3 protein-coding genes are annotated in these 18,695 nt (G+C 74.5%); 1 reads left to right on the top strand and 2 read right to left on the bottom strand.

Annotated features, from left to right (window positions below; translation table 11 throughout):
• Positions 1-9: 9 nt before the first annotated feature.
• Together AB0I11_RS22985 and AB0I11_RS22980 are read right to left on the bottom strand one after the other, a co-directional pair.
• Positions 10-5,553 carry an SDR family NAD(P)-dependent oxidoreductase gene (locus tag AB0I11_RS22985; RefSeq protein ID WP_357323977.1) on the bottom strand — a complete coding sequence of 1,848 codons (5,544 nt, stop codon included), beginning with the start codon at positions 5,551-5,553 and terminating at the stop codon, positions 10-12.
• Between the two features lie 231 nt (positions 5,554-5,784).
• Positions 5,785-17,433, bottom strand: coding sequence for an SDR family NAD(P)-dependent oxidoreductase (locus AB0I11_RS22980; protein ID WP_357323974.1), 11,649 nt, complete (start codon positions 17,431-17,433; stop codon positions 5,785-5,787).
• A 434-nt stretch (positions 17,434-17,867) separates the two neighbouring features.
• On the opposite strand from AB0I11_RS22980, the gene AB0I11_RS22975 reads away from it, so the two are divergent.
• On the top strand, positions 17,868-18,656 hold the full coding sequence (locus tag AB0I11_RS22975; RefSeq protein ID WP_357323971.1) for a hypothetical protein: 789 nt from the start codon (positions 17,868-17,870) through the stop codon (positions 18,654-18,656).
• Positions 18,657-18,695 lie beyond the last annotated feature (39 nt).

Below are 18,695 nucleotides of genomic sequence, written 5' to 3'. Positions count from 1 at the left end.
TCGTACCTGTCACAGCTCGCCGTAGTCGGCGTCGATCAGCTCGAAGACCTCGTCGGCGGTGGCGGCCGCCAGGATCCGCTCGCTCGTGCGCTGCTCGTCCTCGGTGATCGAGGCGAGCAGGGTGCGCAGCCGGCCGGCGACCCGCGCCCGCTCGTCGGCCGGGGCCGAGTCGAGCGCCGCCGCCAACCGGCCGACCTCGTCGTCGAGCGACGGCGGCGCGCCGCTGTCCCCGCCGCCGAGTTCGGCCAGCAGCAGTTCGACGACGGCGGCCGTGTTGGGGTGGTCGAAGACCAGGGTGGACGGCAGCTGGACCCCGGTCGTCTCGGTGAGCCGGTTGCGCAGGTCGATGGCGGCCAGCGAGTCGAAGCCGAGGTCCTTGAAGGCGCGCTCGGGGTTGACCGCCGCCGGCGAGGTGTGGCCGAGGACCGCGGCGACCTGTGTCCAGACCAGTTCGAGGGCGACCTGCCGGCGTTCGGCCTCCGGGGCGCGGGCGAGCCGGTCGGCGAGGGAGCCGCCGGCGGCCGGCGGTCGTGCCGTGGCGCGCACCAGCCCGCGCAGCAGCGGCGGCAGCGTCCCGGCGCGGCCCTGGGCCCGCAGCGTGTGCTGGTTGAGCTTGGCCGGTACGAGCAGCGCCGGGTCGCGCTGCCACGCCGCGTCGAAGAGGTCCAGGCCGTCCTCGGCGGAGAAGCCCTCGACGCCCAGCCGCGCCCACCGGCCGACGGCCACCTCGTCGAGCCGGCCCGCCATCCCCCGTTCTCCGGCCCACATGCCCCAGGCGAGCGCGCTCGCCGGAAGGCCCTCGGCCCGGCGGTGTGCGGCGAGCGCGTCGAGGAACGCGTTCGCGGCGGCGTAGTTGCCCTGCCCGGGACTGCCCAGCACCGAGGCCACCGAGGAGAAGAGCACGAACGCCGACAGCTCCGTGCCGGCGGTCAGCTCGTGCAGGTGCCACCCGCCGTCGATCTTGGGTCGGGTGACCCGCGCCACCTGCTCGGCGGTGAGCGACGCCAGCACGCCGTCGTCGAGTACGCCCGCCGCGTGCACCACCGCTGTCAGCGGCCGCTCCAGCCCGACGAGCAGGTCGGCCACCTGGTCCCGCTCGCTCACGTCGCAGGCGGCGACCCGCACCGCGCAGCCCAGCTCCGCCAGCTCGGCGGTCAGCTTCCCGACCCCGTCCGCGTCCGGTCCACGGCGACTGACCAGCACCAGCCGCCGGGCGCCGTACGCGGTCACGAGGTGCCGGGCGACCAGGGCGCCGAGCCCGCCGGTACCGCCGGTGATCAGCACGGTCCCGTCCGGGTCCAGGGCCGCCGGGCGGTCACCGTCCGCCGGCGCGTCCCCGGTCGCCGGTGGCTGCTCGTCGCCGGCCGCCGTCGCCGGCCGGGCCTCCCCGGCCGGTGCCGCCGGCCGGCCGTCCCCCGCCGGCGCGGATGGCCGCTCGTCCCCGGTGGGCGCCGGCGGCCGGCCGAGCCGGGGGGCGAGCACCCGCCCGTCCCGGACCGCCAGTTGCGGTTCGTCCAGCGCGGCCAGCGCGGCCCAGTCGGGTTCCGCCCCGTGGTCGAGGTCGACGAGCAGGATCCGGCCCGGATGCTCGGACTGGGCGCTGCGGACCAGTCCCCAGACCGGGGAGAGCGCGAGGTCGAGCGCCTCGTCGGCGGTCGCCACCGCGAACCGGGTCACCACGACGAGCCGGGTGCCGGCCGTACCCGGGTCGCCGAGCCAGTCGCGCAGCAGGTCGAGCGCGGCCAGGGTGACGTGCCGGGCCGCGCCCGGCACGTCGCCGTCCGGCTCGCCGGGGTGGGCGACGGTGGCGACGACGAGGTCGGGCCGCTCGGCGGGCTCGACCGTGGCCCGGTCGAACGAATCGAAGCGGCGCACCCGCGCCGGTCCCGCCTCGCCGACGGTCAACGGCGTCCAGTGCACCGCGTAGAGCGCGTCGGCGCCGGCGGGCGTGGCGCCGGCGAGCTGGTGCCGCGCGACGGGACGGAAGGCGAGCCGCTCGACGGCGGCGACCGGCCGGTCCTGCTCGTCGGTGATGTCGATGCGCAGCGCGCCGGGACCGGCCGGGCCGATGCGGACCCGCACCCGTTCGGCGCCGGGCCGGTCGACCCGGACCCCGGACCAGCTGAACGGCAGGCTCGCTCCGGCCGGGTCGTCCCCGTCCAGCAGGTCGGCGCCGCCGTGCAGGGTGGCGTCGAACAGCGCCGGGTGCAGCAGGTACCCGGTCCCGGTGGCGTCCGCCGGCAGGGTGACCTCGGCGTAGCGCTGCTCCCCGGCCCGCCACGCCGCCCGTACCCCCTGGAAGGCCGGGCCGTACTCGTAGCCGGCGTCGGCGAGGCGGGCGTAGAGCGCGTCGGCGGTGAGCGGCTCGGCGGCCGGTGGTGGCCGGTGCGGGCCGCCGGAGGGCGGCGGTGCGCTGCCGGTGAGCACGCCGCGGGCGTGGCAGCGGGGGTCGTCGGCGCCGGAGAGCGAGTAGACGCCGACCCGGCGGTGTCCCGCCGCGTCGGGTTCGCCGACGGTGACCTGCAACCGGACCGCGGCGGTGTCCGGCAGGACCAGGGGCGCTTCGAGGGTGAGTTCGCCGATGACCGGGCTGCCGGTGTGCCGGCCGGCGGCGAGCACAAGGTCGACCAGGAGGGTGCCGGGCGCGATGACCGTGTCGAGCACCGTGTGGTCCGCCAGCCAGGGCGCGCCGTCCCGGCTCACCCGGCCGGTGAACAGCCACTCGTCGCGGTCACCGACCCGGGCGACGGCGGCGAGCAGCGGGTGGTCCAGCGGGGTCAGGCCGGCGCCGGCCGGGTTGCCGCCGGTGGTGGGGTTGAGCCAGTAGCGCCGCCGCTGGAACGGGTAGCTGGGCAGATCGACCCGGCGGGCGCCGGCCAGGACGGCGGACCAGTCGACCGGCACGCCGGCCAGCTCGGCCTGCGCCAGGAAGGTGGTGAACGCCGCCGGCTCGGGCTGCCCGGCCCGCAGCGCGGGGAGGAACACGGCCTCCGCGTCCTCGACGCCCTGCCGGGCCAGCCCGGTCAACACGGCGTCCGGGCCCAGCTCCAGGAACCGGCTCACCCCCTGCTCCCGCAGGGTCCGGATCCCGTCGGCGAAGCGCACCGCGTGCCGCACGTGCCGGACCCAGTAGTCCGGATCGGTCAGCTCCGCCGACACCACCCGGCCGGTCAGGTTCGACACCACCGGGAGCCGCGGCGGGTGGGCGGTCAGCCCCTGCGCGACCGCGCGGAACTCGGCCAGCATCGGATCCATCAACGCCGAGTGGAACGCGTGCGAGACGGTCAACCACTTGGACCGCCGCTCGTGCCAGCCGGGCAGCCACGCCTCCAGCTGCGCGATCTCGCCGGAGACCACCACGGCACGCGGGCCGTTGACCGCCGCGAGCGACAGCCCCGGCGGCAGGGTGGGCAGCACTTCGTCCTCGCCGGCCTGGAGCGCCACCATGCCGCCGCCGGCCGGCAACGCGCCCATCAGCCGGCCCCGGACCGCCACCAGCCGGCACGCGTCGGGCAGCGACCACACCCCGGCCACGTGGGCGGCGGTCAGCTCACCGACCGAGTGTCCGATCAGGAAGTCCGGGCGTACGCCGAACGACTCGGCGAGCCGGTACAGCGCCACCTCGACGGCGAAGAGCGCGGCCTGGGTGTGCGCGGTCTCGTCCAGCTCCGGGGCGTGCGGCGCGGCCAGCAGGTCCCGCAACGCGCCGCCGAACTCGGCGCACACCTCGTCCAGCGCCTCGGCGAAGACCGGGTACACCTCGGCCAGCCCGGCGCCCATCCGGGCCCGCTGCGCGCCCTGGCCGCTGAACAGCACGGCCGTCCCGCCGGCCACCGGCCGCCCACGGGGCACGCCCGGCTCGCCCGCGGCCAGCGCCGCCAGGCCGGTCAGCAGCTCGTCCCGACCGGCCGCCACCACGGCCGCCGCCCGCTCGAAGCGGGCCCGCGCCGTCAGCGCCGAGTACGCCACGTCCGCCGGCCGCGCCTGCGGGTGCGCCAGCAGATGCGACCTCAGCCGCCCGGCCTGCGCCCGCAACGCCGCCTCGGTCCGGCCGGAGAGCAGCACCGGCACCGGCGCCGCGACCCGCTCGGGCGCGGGGTCGGCCGGCACGCCGGTGGGGTCCGCCGGCACGCCGGTGGGGTCGGCCGGCGCCTCTTCCAGGATGACGTGGGCGTTGGTGCCGCTGATGCCGAAGGACGACACCCCGGCGCGGCGCGGCCGGCCCGCGGCGGGCCACGGTTCGGCCTCGGTGAGCAGCCGGACCTGACCGGCTGCCCACGGCACGTGCGGGGACGGGGCGTCCACGTGCAGGGTGCGCGGCAGCGTGCCGTTCCGCATCGCCAGCACCATCTTGATCACGCCGGCGATGCCGGCCGCCGCCATGGTGTGCCCGATGTTCGACTTGACCGAGCCCAGCCGCAGTGGCCCGTCGCGGCGCTCCTGGCCGTAGGTGGCCAGCAGCGCCTGCGCCTCGATCGGGTCGCCCAGCCGGGTCCCCGTCCCGTGTCCCTCGACGGCGTCCACGTCGGCGGCGGTCAGCCCCGCACTGGCCAGCGCCTGCCGGATCACCCGTTCCTGCGCCGGGCCGTTCGGTGCGGTCAGCCCGTTGCTCGCGCCGTCCTGGTTCACCGCGCTGCCCCGGACGACCGCCAGCACCCGGTGGCCGTTGCGGCGGGCGTCCGACAGCCGCTCCAGCACCACCAGGCCCAGGCCGTCGGAGAACCCGGTGCCGTCGGCGCCGGCCGCGTACGACTTGCACCGCCCGTCCGGCGCCAGCCCGCGCTGCCGGCTGAACTCCACCAGCAGGAACGGTTCGGCCAGCACCGTCACGCCACCGACCAGGGCCAGCGAGCACTCCCGCGCCCGCAGTGCCCGTACCGCCAGGTGCAGGGCGACCAGCGACGACGAGCACGCCGTGTCCACCGACACCGCCGGACCCTCCAGGCCCAGGACGTACGCGATCCGTCCCGACACGACACTGGCCAACGTGCCGGTGAGCCGGAAGCCCTCCAGCTCCGGCGGCATCGAACCGCCGTAGTCGGAGGAGAACGCGCCGCAGAACACCCCGGTGTCGGAGCCGCGCAGCGCGGTCGGGTCGATCCCGGCGTCCTCCAGCGCCTCCCAGGACGCCTCCAGCAGCAGCCGCTGCTGGGGGTCCATCGCCAGCGCCTCCCGGGGGCTGATCCCGAAGAACTCGGCGTCGAAGTCGCCGACCTCCGGCAGGAAGCCACCGCCGCGCGTGTAGACGGTGCCGGCGCTGTCCGGGTCCGGGTCGTACAGCCGCTCCAGCTCCCAGCCGCGGTCCTGGGGAAGCCCGGTGACGGCGTCCCGCTCGTCGGCAAGAAGCTGCCACAGCCGCTCGGGCGAGTTGGCGCCGCCGGGGTAGCGGCAGCTCATGCCCACGATGGCCAGCGGTTCGAGATCCGACTCCTCCAGCTCACGCACCCGGCGCCGGGCGGTGAGCAGCTCGCCGGTCACCTTGTGCAGGTACTCGCGGAGCTTCCGCTCCTCTCCGGTACTGGCGTTGCGTGGGTCGTGGCTGCCCTGCGTCATGCTGATCGAAGCTCCTCGTGGATCAGGTCGAGACTCTCGCGGAGGAGACCTCGTCGCGGCCGTCGTCCAGGTCACCGCGACGCGGCCGGTCAGGCCGGGGCCGTGTCCCGGCTCCCTCGGCGCGCTCGCCTTGGCCGGACCATACGCAGCGGTTTCCGCGCCTGTCAGTCCGTCCAGAGGGGATCGTCCGGAAGCTGCCAAACCGTTCCGGCAGCCCGGATACGGCCCGCGTCAGGCCGACCCGAGCTCCCTGTCGATCAACGTGAACAGGTCCTCGTCGGAGACCGTGCCGAGGCCGTCCTCGGTGCCGGCGTCGGCCTCGTCGTGGTGGCCGGCGGCGCCGCTGAGCACGTGTCGCAGCCGGTTGCCGAACGCGCGCAGGCGCGGCTCCGCCTCGGCGAGCCGCTGCGCGTCTCCGGCGAGTTCGCTCAGCAACGCCTCGACCTGGCGCAGTTCCCGCTCCAGCGGGGAGCCGGACGCGGCGTCCGCGCCACCGATCGTGCCCAGCAGGTACGCGGTGACCGCCGCCGGGTTCGGGTGGTCGAAGATCAGGGTGGTGGGCAGGCTCAGCCCGGTGGTCCGGCTCAGCCGGTTCCGCAGCTCGACCGCGGCCAGCGAGTCGAACCCCACCTCCTTGAACGCCCGGCCCGCGTCGACGGCCTCCGGCGCGGCGTGCCCGAGCACGGCGGCGACCTGGGCCCGGACCAGGTCGAGGGTGACCTGTTCCCGCTCGGCCGGCGCGACCCCGGCCAACCGCTCGGCCAGCGACCCGGTGGTACGCCGGGTCCGCTGAGCCGGCGCCCGGACCAGGTCACGCAGCAGCGGGGTGAGCGCCGCCGTGCCGGCCTGCACCCGCAGCGCGGCGAAGTCGAGCCGTACCGGGACCAGCAGCGCCTCGCTGCGCCCCATCGTCTGGTCGAACAGCCGAAGGCCGAGGTCGGTCGGGAGCGTCGCGATGCCGCTGCGGGCGAGCCTCGCCCGGTCGGCCTCGCCGAGCTCGCCGGTCATCCCCGTGGCGTCGGCCCACAGCCCCCACGCGATCGAGGTCGCCGGCAGTCCCGCCGCGCGCCGCTGAGCGGCGAGGGCGTCCAGGTAGGCGTTCGCGGCGGCGTAGTTGCCCTGCCCGCCGTTGCCCATGGTCGCGGCGACGGAGGAGAACAGCACGAACGCGGACAGGTCCCGCCCGGCGGTCAGCTCGTGCAGGTGCCGCGCCGCGTCCAGCTTCGGCCGCATCACCCGCTCGAGCCGCTCGGGGGTCAGCGACTCGACGACCCCGTCGTCGAGCACGCCCGCGGCGTGGACCACCGCGGTCACCGGATGCTCCAGCGAGTCCAGCAGCTCGGCCAGTTGGCGCCGGTCGGCCGCGTCACAGGCGACGACCCGGGCCTCGGCGCCGAGGGCGGCCAGCTCGTCGACCAGCTCGCCGGCGCCGGGAGCGGCCGGGCCGCGGCGGCTGACCAGCAGCAGGCGCTTCACCTGGTGGGTCCCGGCGAGGTGCTTGGCGACGGTCGCGCCCAGGCCGCCGGTGCCGCCGGTCAGCAGGACCGTCCCGTCGGGGTCCAGCGGCGCCGGTGCGGTCAGCACGATCTTGCCGACGTTGCGGCCCTCGCGGAGGAAGCGGAGCGCCTCCCGCCCGTCGCGCATGTCCCAGGCCCGGACCGGCGCGTGCCGCAACACGCCCCGTTCGAAGAGGGCGAGGACCTCCTGCAGCAACTGCTGGATCCGGTCCTGGTCGACGTCGAAGAGGTCGAAGGCCCGGTAGCGCACGCCCGGGTACGCGGCCGCGACGTCCGCCGCGTCCCGGATGTCGGTCTTGCCCAGCTCGACGAACCGGCCTCCGCGCGGCAGCAGGTCCAGCGAGGCGTCGGCGAACTCCCCCGCCAGCGCGTTCAGCACCACATCCATACCGGCACCGTCGGTGGCCCCCAGGAACTGTTCCCGGAACGCCAGCTCCCGCGACGAGGCGATCCGCTGCTCGTCCACGCCGAGGGCGCGGACGGCGGGCCACTTCGCCGGGCTGGCGGTCGCGAACACCTGCGCGCCCAGGTGCGTGGCGAGCTGCACCGCGGCCATGCCGACGCCCCCGGCGGCGGCGTGGACCAGCACCCGGTCGCCGGGCCGCACCCCGGCCACGTCCACCAGCCCGTAGTACGCGGTCAGGTAGGTCACCGGCACCGCGGCCGCCTGCGCGAAGGTGAAGCCGGCCGGCATCGGCACGAGCATCCGACGCTGCGCCACCGCGACCGCACCGAACGAGTCCAGCACCAGACCCATCACCCGGTCACCCGGCGCCAGGTCCGACACTCCCGAACCGACCTCCAGCACCACGCCCGCCGCCTCAGCGCCGAGACCGGTCAGCCCGGGAACCATGCCCAGGGTGACCACGAGGTCGCGGAAGTTGACCCCGGCCGCGCGGACCGCGAGCCGTACCTCGTGCGCCGCCAGCGGCCGGTGCGCGTCGGACTCGCCGATCGTGAGGTCCTCCAGCGAGCCGGCCCGGCCCACCGTCAGCCGCCACCCGTCACCGGCCGGCACGGGCGCCGCCCGCTGCAACCGGGGCACCAGTGGCCGGCCGGCCCGCACCGCCAGCTGGGGCTCCCCGAGGTCGGCCAGGGCCGCCCACGCCGGTTGCCCACCGTCGCGGTCCAGGTCCACCAGCCCGAAGCGGCCCGGGTGTTCGGACTGCACGCTGCGCAGCAGGCCCCACACCGGCGACTGGGCGAGGTTGACCGGCTCCCCGCCGGTGGCGATGGCGTTCCGGGTCGCCACCAGCAGCCGTACCCCGGTCGACCAGCTCGCGGCGAGCCACCCTTGCACCAGCGTCAGGGCCTGACGCGCTGCCGCGTGCCCGGCCGCCGTGCCGTCGCCGTCGCCGTCGATCGCGGCGATCACGAGGTCCGGTGCTGCCTGGCCCTCGGCCATGGCCCGGTCCAGCGCCGCCAGGTCGGGGTACCGGTCCGCGATCCCGTCCACCGCCGCGCCGACGGCGGCGATCCGCACCGCCGCGGCCGGGGTCGGGTCGGCGGCTGCCCGCCACTGCACGTGGAACAGGAACTCCTGCGGGTCCGCGGGCATCCGGTCGAGTTGCGTCCGGTCGATCGGCCGGGAGACCAGCCGGGCCACGCTCGCGACGGGCTCGCCGGTGTCGTCCACGATGTCGACGCTCGCGGCGCCGTCCGGGGCGAGTGCGATCCGGGCGCGGGCCCGGGTGACCCGTCCGTTCCCGGCGTGCACCCCGGACCAGGAGAACGGCAGGTCGGTCGCGGACCCCGCCGCCTTGTCCAGCAGGGTGCCGTGCAGCGCCGCGTCCAGCAGCACCGGGTGTACGGCGTGCCCGTCGCCGCAGGCGTCGTCCGGCACCGCCAGCTCGGTGTAGACGTGCGAGCCGTCCCGCCAGGCGGCGCGTACGCCCTGGAACACCGGCCCGTACTCGTAGCCCGCCGCCAGCAGCCGGAGGTAGAGGTCCTCCACCGGCACCGGCTCGGCCCCCAGCGGGGGCCAGTGGGTGGGGCGCCAGGCCGGTGCGGTGTCGTCGGGTTCGCGCAGGAATCCCCGGGCGTGGCGGGTGGCGCCGTCACCCAGTTCCTGCTGCTCCGGACGGGAGTAGATCGTCACCTCGCGGCGGTGGTGGTCGGGGTCGGGTGGGCTGATCTGGACCTGGACCTGGACCGCGGTGTGTTCACCCAACACCAACGGCGTGTGCAGCACCAACTCCTCGACCAACCCGACACCCAACTGCCCACCCGCCGCCGCGGCCAACTCCACCAACACCGCACCCGGCACCACCACCGAACCGAACACCACATGATCGGCCAACCACGGCTGCGCCCGCACCGACAACCGACCCGTGAACACCCACTGCCCACCATCACCCACCGGCACCGCCGCGACCAACAACGGATGCCCCACCCGCCGCAACCCCGCACCCACCACGTCACCGACCGCCCCACCCCCGGACAACCAGTACCGCTGCCGCGCAAACGCATAACCAGGAAGATCAACCCGAACCGCACCCGACCCCGCGAACACCCCCGACCAATCCACACCCACCCCGGCCACAAACGCCTCAGCCACCGACGTCACAAACCGCCGCCCACCACCCTCACCACGCCGCAACGAACCCACCACCGCCACCGACTCACCCACCCCGACGGCCTGCACCACCTCCTGCACCGCCACCGTCAACACCGGATGCGGCGACACCTCCACAAAACACGACGCCCCATCGGCCACCAACGCCCGCACCGCCGGCTCAAACCCCACCGGCTCCCGCAAATTCCGATACCAGTACTCCGCCCCCAACTCCACCGGATCCACAAACCGACCACACACCGTCGAAAACAACGGCACCCCACCCGAACGAGGCCGCACCGGCCCCAACACCCGCAACAACTCCTCCCGCACCACCTCCACCTGCGCCGAATGCGACGCGTAATCCACCGGCACCCGCCGCGCCCGCACCCCCCGCCGCTCACACACCCCCATCACCTCATCAACCGCACCAACCTCCCCCGCCACCACCACCGACGACGGACCATTGACCGCAGCCACCGACACCCGCCCACCAAACGGCGCGATCAACCCACCCACCTCAGCCACCGGCAACCCAACCGACACCATCGCCCCCGCACCGGCCAACCGATCCCGCACCACCTGAGAACGCAACGCCACCACCCGCGCCGCGTCCTCCAACGACAACACCCCCGCCACACACGCCGCCGCGATCTCACCCTGCGAATGCCCCACCACCACCGACGGCCGCACCCCCACCGACCGCCACAACCCCGCCAACGCCACCATCACCGCAAACAACACCGGCTGCACCACATCCACCCGCTCCAACGACGGCGCACCCACCACCCCCCGCAACACATCCTCAACACGCCAATCCACAAACCCCGACAACGCCCGCCCACACGCCCCCAACTCCGCCGCGAACACCGGCGAAGAATCCAACAACTCCACCGCCATCCGCTCCCACTGCCCACCCTGACCAGGAAAAACAAACACCACCCCACCACCACCAGCAGCAGACCGGCCCTCCACCACCCCCCCAACCGACTCCCCCGCCACCAACGCCGACAACCCCGCCACCAACTCACCCCGACCAGCACCCACCACCACCGCCCGAGACCCCAACTGCGCCCGCCCCACCGCAGCCGAAAACCCCACATCCACCACACCCACACCCGACCCCACCAACACACCCCGCAACCCACCCGCCTGCGCCCGCAAACCCACCCCACCCCGACCCGACACCACCAACGGCACCACACCCGCGCCCACCAAACCCGACCCAACCAACGGCGCCTCCGGCGCCGGACGGTCGTCGGCGGCCGGGTCGCGGGGCGGGTCCTCCAGGATCACGTGAGCGTTCGTGCCGCTGATGCCGAACGATGAGACGCCCGCCCGGCGGGGCCGTTCGGACGCCGGCCACGGCACCGGCTCGGTCAGCAGCCGGACCTGGCCCGCGTTCCAGTCGACGTGCGGGGACGGCGCGTCCACGTGCAGCGTGCGGGGCAGCAACTCGTGCCGCATGGCCAGCACCATCTTGATGACACCGGCGATGCCGGCGGCGGCCTGGGTGTGGCCGATGTTCGACTTCACCGATCCCAGCCACAGCGGGTCCGCACCGACCCGGTCCCGACCGTAGGTCGCCAGCAGCGCCTGCGCCTCGATCGGATCCCCCAGCCGCGTCCCGGTGCCGTGGCCCTCCACGGCGTCGACGTCGGCGGGGGCGAGGCCGGCGTTCGCCAGCGCCTGCGCGATGACCCGCTCCTGCGACGGCCCGTTCGGGGCGGTCAGCCCGTTGCTCGCGCCGTCCTGGTTGATCGCGCTGCCGCGTACCACGCCCCAGATCCGGCGACCGTTGCGCCGCGCGTCGGACAACCGCTCCAGCACCAGCACGCCCAGACCCTCGGAGAAGCCGGTGCCGTCCGCGGCCGCCGCGTACGGCCGGCACCGGCCGTCGGCGGAGAGGCCGCGTTGCCGGCTGAACTCCACCAGCAGGAACGGCTTGGCCATCACGGTGACCCCGGCGGCGAGCGCCAGCGAGCACTCCCGGTTGCGCAGCGCCTGCGCCGCCAGGTGCAGCGCCACGAGCGACGACGAGCACGCGGTGTCGACGGTGATCGCGGGACCCTCCAGCCCCAGGGTGTACGCGACGCGGCCGGAGACCACGCTGTTGGTGGTGCCGGCCAGCCGGAAGCCCTCGAGTTCCGCGGCGCCCGGCGCCCCGTAGTCGTCCGACGACATGACCCCGCAGAAGACGCCGGTGTCCGAGCCGCGCAGCGAGGTGGGGTCGATGCCGGCGTCCTCGAAGGCGTGCCACGACGCCTCCAGCATCAGGCGCTGCTGCGGGTCGGTGGCCAGCGCCTCGCGAGGGCTGATGCCGAAGAAGTCGGCGTCGAAGTCGGCCGCGTCCGGCAGGAACCCGCCGCCGCGGGTGTAGAGCGTGCCGGCGCGGTCCGGTTCGGGGTGGTAGAGCCGTTCCAGGTCCCAGCCCCGGTCCCGCGGCAGCTCCGAGATGGCGTCGCCCCCCTCGGCCAGCAGGGTCCAGAACTCCTCCGGCGAGCCGATCCCGCCGGGGTACCGGCAGCCGATCCCCACGATCGCCAGCGGCTCGTCGGTCGTCTCGGGGCGCGGCGGAGCCGGCGACCGGTCGGTGTCGTGGTCGGCGCCGGCCGCCAGCCGGCCCAGCAGCCGGGCGACGTCCCCGCCGGTCGGGTGGTCGAAGACCAGGGTGGACGGCAGCGCGAGCCCGGTGGTCCGGGTCAGCCGGTCGCGCAGCTCGACCCCGCCCAGGGAGTCGATGCCGAGTTCCTTGAAGGTGCGCAGCGGGTCGATCGCCCCGGGCGAGGAATGGCCGAGCACGGCCGCCATCTGCGCCCGGACCACGTCGAGGATGGCCCGGTCGCGCCGCGCCGGCGGCAGCCCCGACAGCCGTCCCGCCAGCGACCCCGGCTCCGGTGCGGTGCGGCGTGCCGGCGCCGGGACCAGGTCCGCGAAGAGCGTCGGCAGCCCGCCGTCGCGGGCCTGCTGGCGCAGCGCGGCCCGGTCCAGGCCGACCGGCGCCAGCACCGGTTGCGCGTACCCGCCGGCCCGGTCGAACAGGTCGAGCGCCGGGCCGGCGGGAAGTGGCCGCAGGCCGGCGCGCGCCCAGCGGGCGGCAGCGGCCTGGTCGAGGTCGCCGGTGGTGTCGTCCCGCAGCGGGCCCCAGGCCAGCGCGGTGGCCGGCAGGCCGGCGGCGTGGCGGCGGGCGGCCAGCGCGTTCAGGTACGCGTGCACGGCCGCGTGGCCGGCCTGCCCCGGCGTCCCGAGCCACGCCGTGGCGCTGGTGAGCAGCACGAACGCGGCCAGTGGCAGCGCCTCGGTCAGTTCGTGCAGGTGCCGTGCCACGTCCGCCTCGGTACGCACCAGGTGGTCGATCCGGTCCGGGCTCAGCGACTCGAGCGTGCCCTCGTCCGGCACGTCGGCGGCGTGGACGACCGCGGTCAGCGGGCGGTCGAGGGTGGCGAGCAGGTTCGCGACCTGGTCACGACTCGCGAGGTCGCAGGTCACCACGTCGACCCGGCAGCCGAGAGCGGTCAGCTCCCGACCGAGACCCGCCGCTCCGTCCTCGGCCCGGCCGGGCGTGTCGCCGTCGGCCGGATCCGCCGGGTTGCCGTCCGCCGGGTCAGGCGCTTCGTCGTCGGCCGGGGCCGGGCGGTTGACCAGCACCAGGTGCCGGGCCTGGTGGACCCGCACCAGGTGCCGGGCGAGCAGCGTGCTCGTACCGCCGGCGCCGCCGGTGACCAGCACGGTCCCGGCCCCGTCCAGCATCGGCGCCGCGGGCTGCCTGGGCGGGCCGACGCGGGTCAGGCGCGCGGCGAGCAGCCGGCCGTGGCGTACGGCGAGCTGCGGTTCGTCCAGGTCGGCCAGGGCGGCCCAGTCCGGCTGGCCGGCGTCGCCGGCCAGGTCCACCAGCACGAACCGGCCAGGGTGCTCGGCCTGTGCGGTGCGGACCAGGCCGTACGCCGCGGCCGCCAGCGGGTCGGGGGCCTCGTCACCGATCGCCACCGCCCGGTGGGTCACCAGGACCAGCCGGGTGCCGGCCAGTCGCGGCGACGCCAGCCACCGCTGGGCGAGCGTGAGCGCGTGGCCGGCGGGCGTGCGCCCGTCGGGCTGGCCGGGATCCGCGACGGCGGCGACGACGACCTCCGGAACGGCGGTGCCCTCGGCGATCGCCTGCTCGATGGCGGGCAGGGTCGGGTACCGCTCGCCGTCGCCGGGAACGCCGTCGCCGAGCAGCACGACGGATGCGCCGGAACCGGGGCGCGTGCCGCTGTGCGGCACCGGCACCCAGTCCAACTGGCAGAGGTCGCCGACCGGCCGGGCGGCGTCCAGGTCGGCGGCGTCGAGCGGGCGGAGGTCCACCGTGTCGACGGCGGCGAGCGGCACGCCGTCCTCGTCGACGAGGTCCACGCGGAGTTGGGCGGGGCCGGACCGGGCGAGGCGGGCCCGGGCCCGTACGGCGCCCGGCTTCGACACCCGCAGCCCCGACCACGAGTACGGCGTCCCGCCGGTCTCCGCCCCGTCGGTCCGCAGCGCGAGCCGGCCGTGCAGGGCCGCGTCGAGCAGCGCCGGATGGAGGTCGTACCCGGTGGCCTCCTCGGCCTGCTCGTCGGTCAGCGCGAGGTCCGCGTAGACGGCCTGGTCGTCGCCCTGCCAGGCGGAGCGCAGGGCCTGGAAGGCGGGCCCGTGGTCGTAACCGGCCGCGCCGAGCCGGGCGTAGAGCAGGTCGGCGTCGATCGGCGTCGCGCCGGCCGGTGGCCACTGGGTGGGGCGCCAGGGGTGGGGCCGGTCGTCGGCGGGGCGCAGGTACCCGCGGGCGTGGCAGGTCGGTGGTGACCCGTCACCCATCGAGGTGTCGGGCTGGTGGGAATAGATGCCGATCTCGCGGCGGTGGTGGTCGGGGTCGGGTGGGCTGATCTGGACCTGGACCTGGACCGCGGTGTGTTCACCCAACACCAACGGCGTGTGCAGCACCAACTCCTCGACCAACCCGACACCCAACTGCCCACCCGCCGCCGCGGCCAACTCCACCAACACCGCACCCGGCACCACCACCGAACCGAACACCACATGATCGGCCAACCACGGCTGCGCCCGCACCGACAACCGACCCGTGAACACCCACTGCCCACCATCACCCACCGGCACCGCCGCGACCAACAACGGATGCCCCACCCGCCGCAACCCCGCACCCACCACGTCACCGACCGCCCCACCCCCGGACAACCAGTACCGCTGCCGCGCAAACGCATAACCAGGAAGATCAACCCGAACCGCACCCGACCCCGCGAACACCCCCGACCAATCCACACCCACCCCGGCCACAAACGCCTCAGCCACCGACGTCACAAACCGCCGCCCACCACCCTCACCACGCCGCAACGAACCCACCACCGCCACCGACTCACCCACCCCGACGGCCTGCACCACCTCCTGCACCGCCACCGTCAACACCGGATGCGGCGACACCTCCACAAAACACGACGCCCCATCGGCCACCAACGCCCGCACCGCCGGCTCAAACCCCACCGGCTCCCGCAAATTCCGATACCAGTACTCCGCCCCCAACTCCACCGGATCCACAAACCGACCACACACCGTCGAAAACAACGGCACCCCACCCGAACGAGGCCGCACCGGCCCCAACACCCGCAACAACTCCTCCCGCACCACCTCCACCTGCGCCGAATGCGACGCGTAATCCACCGGCACCCGCCGCGCCCGCACCCCCCGCCGCTCACACACCCCCATCACCTCATCAACCGCACCAACCTCCCCCGCCACCACCACCGACGACGGACCATTGACCGCAGCCACCGACACCCGCCCACCAAACGGCGCGATCAACCCACCCACCTCAGCCACCGGCAACCCAACCGACACCATCGCCCCCGCACCGGCCAACCGATCCCGCACCACCTGAGAACGCAACGCCACCACCCGCGCCGCGTCCTCCAACGACAACACCCCCGCCACACACGCCGCCGCGATCTCACCCTGCGAATGCCCCACCACCACCGACGGCCGCACCCCCACCGACCGCCACAACCCCGCCAACGCCACCATCACCGCAAACAACACCGGCTGCACCACATCCACCCGCTCCAACGACGGCGCACCCACCACCCCCCGCAACACATCCTCAACACGCCAATCCACAAACCCCGACAACGCCCGCCCACACGCCCCCAACTCCGCCGCGAACACCGGCGAAGAATCCAACAACTCCACCGCCATCCGCTCCCACTGCCCACCCTGACCAGGAAAAACAAACACCACCCCACCACCACCAGCAGCAGACCGGCCCTCCACCACCCCCGCAACCGACTCCCCCGCCACCAACGCCGACAACCCCGCCACCAACTCACCCCGACCAGCACCCACCACCACCGCCCGAGACCCCAACTGCGCCCGCCCCACCGCAGCCGAAAACCCCACATCCACCACACCCACACCCGACCCCACCAACACACCCCGCAACCCACCCGCCTGCGCCCGCAAACCCACCCCACCCCGACCCGACACCACCAACGGCACCACACCCAACGGCGCCTCCGGCGCCGGCCGGTCGGCGCGGACGGGGAGCGGGGCGGCGGTGAGCACCAGGTGGCAGCACGAGCCGCCGATGCCCAGCGAGGTGACGCCGGCGGCGATCGGCTCGCCGTCCGCCGGCCAGGGCTCGTGCCGGGTCGCGACCCGCAGGCCGAGTTCGTCCAGCGGGATCCGGGGGTTCGGCGTGACGAAGTTCAGCTGGGGGACGAGTTCCCGCCGGTGGACGCAGAGCGCCGTCTTGATGAGACCGGCGATGCCGGCGGCGCCCTCCAGATGGCCGATGTTCGTCTTCACGGAGCCGACGACCAGCGCGGTACGGCGGGAGCGGCCGTACGCCGCGCCGAGCGCCTCGGCCTCGATCGGGTCGCCCACCGGGGTGCCCGTGCCGTGCAGTTCGACGTACTGCACCTGGTCCGGACGCAGCCCGGCACGGCTCAGCGCCTCGCCGATGGTCTGGGCCTGCACCTCGGCGCTCGGCACGGACAGTCCACTGTCGTCACTGCCGGTACGCACGGCGCTGCCCTCGATCACCGCGTAGATGCGGTCCCCGTCGGCGACGGCCCGCGCCAGCGGCTTGAGCACGACCAGGCCACCGCCCTCGCCGCGCACGTACCCGTTGGCCCGCTCGTCGAAGACGAAGCACCTGCCGTCCGGTGACAGTGCTCCGGCGGCCGCCACGGCGGCACTGCTGCGCGGCGAGACGTTGAGGTGGATCCCGCCGGCCAGCGCCACCTCGGCCTCGCCGCGGCGCAGACTCTCGCAGGCCAGGTGCACCGCGACGAGCGAGGACGACTGACCACTGTCGACGGTCATGCTGGGACCGTCGAACCGGAGCGCGTGGGAGACCCGGTTGGCGATCAACGCCCGGCTGACCCCGGTCAGGGTGTGCCGGCCCACCTCACCGGACATGGCGACCAGATCCGCGTAGTCGGCCGCCATGACACCGAGGAAGACGCCGACCCGCGCGCGTTCCGTGGCCGTGACCGCGACGCCCGCGTCCTCCATCGCGTGCCAGGCCATCTCCAAGGCGAGCCGCTGCTGCGGGTCGGTCGCGGCGGCCTCCCGGGGGGACAGGTGGAAGAAGTCGGCGTCGAACTCCTCCACGCCGTCGACGAAGCCGCCCCGCTCGGGTCCGTACGGGCGCCGGGGGTCGCGCCGCCGGATGGTGTCGGTCCCGTCGCGCAGCAGGCGCCAGTACTCCTCCGGCCCGGAGGCACTCGGCACCCTGGCCGCGATACCTACGATGGCGATCCGCTGTCCGTCCGTGCCGGTCATGGCACCCCCGTTGTGGCTCCGTGTGGTCCGGTGTCCTCGGGAGGCTACGTATCGCGAGCAGGGCTCAAGAGTTCGTTGGCCGGAAGCTGTCAACATTGGTCGGGCCGCCCCCGGCCGGCCCGTTCCGGGCCACCGGCAATGTCCACAACTGCCCGGCGAGCCTTCGGGGCGGGCAGAACCGGCTGTTCGGCCGGAAGGGCTGACCGGCCGCGCCACAATGGCATGGTCATGCCAAATCTGGAAAGGCCGGCGGGCGATTGACCCGTACCGCCGAATGCGTGCCGCCGCCGGACGCCGGGCGGCTGGCACCATGAGGATCCGCTTGATCTGTAGCATCGACATCTGTTGCCTTGATCGATCTTCGGGGAGATTTGATGAAGAGGCCAGATGTCAGTGATTTGCGTCGCCAGGAACCTGGTGATTTCGCAACCGTCGTGGCAGACAGAAATGGCGCACGCGGGCGTTCCGACGACGATGACGACGTCGAGACGAGCCTGCACCAGGCGCAGGAGTTGATCGGGCGGGCCATGCTGAGCCGCCGGCGCGCCAGCCGGGGGGTCCGACACCTGCCCGGCGACGACGCGGTCTTCCACTCCGCGATCGGCGACATGATCGCCACGGCCCGGCGGGAGGTCCTCTACGTCCACTCGACCCGCGATGCCTCCGCCGAGCGCCGGCGCCGGACCCTCCAACTACTACAGGAGGCGGATCAGCGGGGTGTCGACGTCAAGGCCCTGGTGCCGCCGCACCTCGTCGGTACGACCGCCGGGACCATGCGCGAGCTGGGCGAACAGGCCAGCTACCGGACCTGTGAGATGCCGAGCCAGGACCTGCTGATCGCGGACGGCCGGGAGGCGGCGCTGCGCATCCCGCGCCGCGACGAGGAGCCGGACGGGACGCTGCTCGTCTCGATCGACCCGCTCGTGCACGTCCTCCGCGCGATGTTCGGCGTCACCTGGAGCTACGGGGTTCCGATCGCGGAGCTTCGCCAGATCCGGGAGAAGCTCCGGGGTCAACCCGCGCGCTCGATCCTGGCCAGCCTGGTCGCCGGCGACAAGGACGAGGTGGCCGCCCGCAAGTTGGGCATCTCGGTGCGTACCTACCGTCGCCACGTCGCCGAGATCATGCGGGGGATCCGCGCGAACTCCCGTTTCCAGGCCGGTGCCCGCGCCGCCGAGTTGGCGTTGTTCACCAATCCGGCGTTGCAGGAGGTCATGGACTGAGCGACCACGCGCCGGGCGGACGTACGTCTGGACGGGTGG

Source organism: Micromonospora sp. NPDC050495 (assembly GCF_040655175.1).
GTDB lineage: Bacteria > Actinomycetota > Actinomycetes > Mycobacteriales > Micromonosporaceae > Micromonospora.
This window is presented reverse-complemented; position numbering and strand designations above follow the sequence as displayed.